The sequence below is a fragment of the Hydrocoleum sp. CS-953 genome (assembly GCF_002260545.1).
GTDB lineage: Bacteria > Cyanobacteriota > Cyanobacteriia > Cyanobacteriales > Microcoleaceae > Trichodesmium.
The window spans coordinates 1-4,149 of the sequence record NZ_LGSU01000665.1; the positions used below are offsets into that span (position 1 = coordinate 1).

The following is a 4,149-nucleotide window of genomic DNA, read 5'->3' on the forward strand; positions in this document are numbered from 1 at the left end:
AATATTAATGAATAAACTAACAAATTTTCAATACTTTCAGCGATTTTTCTCAATTTCGTGATATGGTAAATTGAATTATAATCCAAAGGCTTGTTATTGCTTAATGGAAAAATAAACTTGTAAATCCTTATTTTGTCGTTATTTTAGGTAGCGATATAGCTGCCGCTAGGCTCCGCCAACGCTCTTCATTGCTTGAAGGATGACTAACTAATTTTTTCCACCCTATTTAACTGGCAATTGACAAAAATACATTTATGTGTGTTGCAGAAATTAGCACTACATCAGGAAAAAATTAATAGTAGGAATAGAAGTAAGTAGGTAGGCACGAATAAACATCACTATGTAATAAAATGTTAAAGCAGTTAAAATCCTTGAGATTGCTATCCGTTCCGGAATGCTCCGCAAACCTTCCACTCCGTTCCAGTCGCAATGACATACCTGTAAATTTTTTCACCTACTTACTTAGACTTTTTACCAAATAGTTAATAATTAGGGCTTACTAAAAAAGTCTTTTAGGAGTCAGGAGCGAAAATAAATAGTTTAAATATCATTTATTGATTTGAATATCCATCTTTAATCAAAGGTAAATCTGGTTAAATGATTTTTATGACTCTGATTATTAGTACCGTTCTTTTTTCAAATTGCTATTAAACCTCAAAAAATATTAACTTGATAAATATTGCCAGAAAAATGATATGGTGACTAAGAAATAAAGTTTGAAACCTCCGCTTTCAAGCTGAGTAACTAATAACTAATAACTAATAACTGAAATGCCATATTACATCTCACCCAGATTCATAGATAAACTAGCAGTTCATATTACCAAAAATTTCTTAGACTTACCCAGAGTAAGAGTACCTTTAATCTTAGGAATACACGGACGAAAAGGAGAAGGAAAAACTTTTCAATGCCAATTAGTATTTGAAAAAATGGGAATTGAACCTGTCACAATATCTGGCGGAGAATTAGAAAGTAAAGATGCAGGAGACCCCGCACGTTTATTACGTTTACGTTATCGAGAAGCATCAGAAAAAATCAAAGTTCAAGGTCGAATGTGCGCCTTATTTATTAATGACTTAGATGCAGGTGCAGGTAGATTTGATGCAGGTACTCAATATACAGTAAATACTCAATTGGTAAATGCTACTTTGATGAATATTGCTGATAATCCTACAAATGTACAATTGCCTGGTAGTTATGATGAAACTCCCCTACATCGAATCCCAATTATTGTGACTGGAAATGATTTTTCTACTCTTTATGCACCTTTAATTAGAGATGGTCGAATGGAGAAATTTTATTGGGAGCCAAACCGAGAAGAGAGAGTTGGAATAGTAGATAGTATTTTTAAAACAGATGAACTTTCCCCTGGAGATATTGATAATTTAGTAGATAAATTTTCTGACCAAGCTATAGATTTTTTCAGTGCATTACGGAGTCGGATATATGATGAACAGATTCGTGATTTTATTCATCAAGTAGGTATTGAAAAAATTTCCAGACGGGTAGTGAATGCGGTAGAAAAAATTCCAGATTTTCCTCAACCTAATTTTGATTTATCTCATTTGAAAGAGTATGGAAAAATTATGGTTAGAGAACAACAACGTATTCGAGAATTGCGGTTAGTTGAAGAATATAATCAATCTCGATTATTCGGTGTTTCTCCAACAAAGGAACCGGAAAAATTCACGGCAAATACGCCAAATTATAATTATTCATCTCCAGAAGTAACTAAAGCTAATCAGTTAACTGAAAATCAGATTAATCATAGTGTTAAAAATAGTAATCTTAGTTTAGAGGTGAGGGAAAAAGTTCAAAAAATACTGGAAGATGGTTTAAAAATTGGGATGGAATATGCAGATAAACGTAGATATAAAACTGGTTCATGGAAAAGTTGCGGGAAAATAGATAATCAGGAGGAAAAAGAAGTGATTGATGCTGTAGAAAAATGTTTAGCTGAACATCAAAATGATTATGTTCGTTTGATTGGAATTGATGGGAATATTAAGCGACGGATGGTAGAGAAAATTATTCATAGACCAAAGATACAATGAAGTAATCTATCTAAGATTTAGAGAATATCTATAAAATAGGAAATTTAGTCAATGCAATTCGATAGGTTAGGTGNATTAAGCGACGGATGGTAGAGAAAATTATTCATAGACCAAAGATACAATGAAGTAATCTATCTAAGATTTAGAGAATATCTATAAAATAGGAAATTTAGTCAATGCAATTCGATAGGTTAGGTGAGAATAATTCTATATACAATCTTATAATTATTCTCATAACCTAAAAATACTTTATATTTGAGTAACTTTTTAGATTATTTTTTATATACCAAAGATTTCACGAGGGATTTCCTATTGATTCACCACAACATAACGTGAAATTGTCAAAGCTATATTTTTTTGATTTATGGAAGATTACCAAGCAGCTTTTCTAGAATGCTATTCTGATACAGAAATATTAGATAAGTCGGGAATAAAAATTGCAGCTATGCACTTTGGAGGTGTAACTATTGAGTGTTTATTAAAAGCAATGATTTTTGCTACTTTACCAAAAAGTGCGACTAAAGAATGGAAAACAGATAACAATAATCCAGGGCATACTTTTACTAATCCAGGACATAGCTACACAGAAGCATTAAAAAGGCATAATAAACTTAAATCTAGAATTGATAAACTTCCCCAAGTACGAAAATGGTTGGATGAAATTGAGAACCCCATTGGTCAACATTTCATAGATATACGTTATTCTAGTATTGAAGTTAATAATGAAAATTATAAAAGCTGGTTCAACACATATCAAAAGCTTAGAAAATGGCTACAAAAACAAGCCACTACAATCTAAGGAGTTGAAAATGCAAGAAAACTGGCAAGTATCACTAAAGCAGAATATCAAAGACAAATATGTTAAAAACTCTAAAGAGACTAAAGAGTGGGTTGATGTAAATATTTCCACATCAGGTTTGCTTAATTTAACTTTAGTTAGTAATAGCTTTTTTGGTGTATCTATCCCTTAGCGAAAAGAAGAAATTTCCAACTTATTAAAGTCTCAAGTACCTCATTTATCTCCTGGGTTTCTTTCTTTATATACACCTCAAGAAGCTGAATCATTAAATATTTCACCTCCACAAATTCCCGATCAATTTTCATTAGTAACTTGGCAAGATTTAGCTATCCAAGCAGCCAACCCACAAAATCAACTTCAACTAACCCAAAAAGAACCTAGTATACCCAGAACAGTAACATTTTATTCTTTTAAAGGAGGAGTAGGAAGGACTACTGCATTAACTCATGTTGCTTCTATTTTAGCAATGCGAGGTCGTAAAGTTGTAGCTGTAGATTTAGATTTAGAAGCACCTGGTTTAAGTACAGCATTTAACCTTAAGTTACAGCCAAAATATGGAATTGTTGANCAACTAACCCAAAAAGAACCTAGTATACCCAGAACAGTAACATTTTATTCTTTTAAAGGAGGAGTAGGAAGGACTACTGCATTAACTCATGTTGCTTCTATTTTAGCAATGCGAGGTCGTAAAGTTGTAGCTGTAGATTTAGATTTAGAAGCACCTGGTTTAAGTACAGCATTTAACCTTAAGTTACAGCCAAAATATGGAATTGTTGATTATTTTTATGAACGTTCTTATTTACCAGAAGAAGTAGACCCCAATATTTTAATTACAGACATATTTAGTGAAGTTAAAATACCTAACGCCACAGGTAGAGTATTTGTTGTTCCTGCTGGAAATCTTAGTCTTGATTATGTGTCTAAAGTTGACGATCTTCATGCCACAACTGTTATAGATGGAGACAAAAATATTTGGTCTATTTTTAAGCAAGAAATTCAAGAACAATTAAAACCAGATATTCTCTTAATTGACTCAAGAACTGGGATTAATCAATGGGGTGCTTTATCATTAATTCAAGCTGCTGATGAAGCAATTATTTTTCTTTTCCCTAATGAACAAAATAAACAGGGAATAGAACTACTACTAGAATCTCTTCAAAGTCTGAAAAATTTATCCATTAATTTTGTTTTTTCTCCTGTACCTGATGTAACAAAAAGTGGTTTAGATAAAGTCAAAGAAATTTGGAATTTCTTGCTTAAAAAGATAAAAAATGGAACAGATGAAAATTATGATAC

The 4,149-nt window shown here is 31.9% G+C and carries 5 protein-coding genes; all 5 read left to right on the plus strand.

Going from position 1 to position 4,149, the window contains the following annotated elements; translation table 11 throughout:
* Positions 1-770 precede the first annotated feature (770 nt).
* Positions 771-2,054 (plus strand): ribulose bisphosphate carboxylase small subunit, encoded by a 1,284-nt coding sequence (locus AFK68_RS07560; RefSeq protein ID WP_094672228.1) that lies wholly within the window; start codon positions 771-773, stop codon positions 2,052-2,054.
* A 364-nt stretch (positions 2,055-2,418) separates the two neighbouring features.
* A complete protein-coding gene (locus AFK68_RS07565) occupies positions 2,419-2,853 on the plus strand; it encodes a hypothetical protein (protein WP_094671368.1) in 435 nt (144 codons plus the stop codon).
* A 10-nt stretch (positions 2,854-2,863) separates the two neighbouring features.
* Positions 2,864-3,025 (plus strand): hypothetical protein, encoded by a 162-nt coding sequence (locus AFK68_RS41225; protein WP_246843950.1) that lies wholly within the window; start codon positions 2,864-2,866, stop codon positions 3,023-3,025.
* Positions 3,026-3,235: 210 nt separating this feature from the next.
* The coding region (locus tag AFK68_RS41230) for a ParA family protein (protein ID WP_246844050.1) at positions 3,236-3,420 on the plus strand (185 nt) is incomplete at its 3' end.
* 25 nt (positions 3,421-3,445) lie between these two features.
* Positions 3,446-4,149: KGGVGR-motif variant AAA ATPase (locus AFK68_RS07575; protein ID WP_246844051.1), on the plus strand; the 704-nt coding region annotated here is incomplete at its 3' end.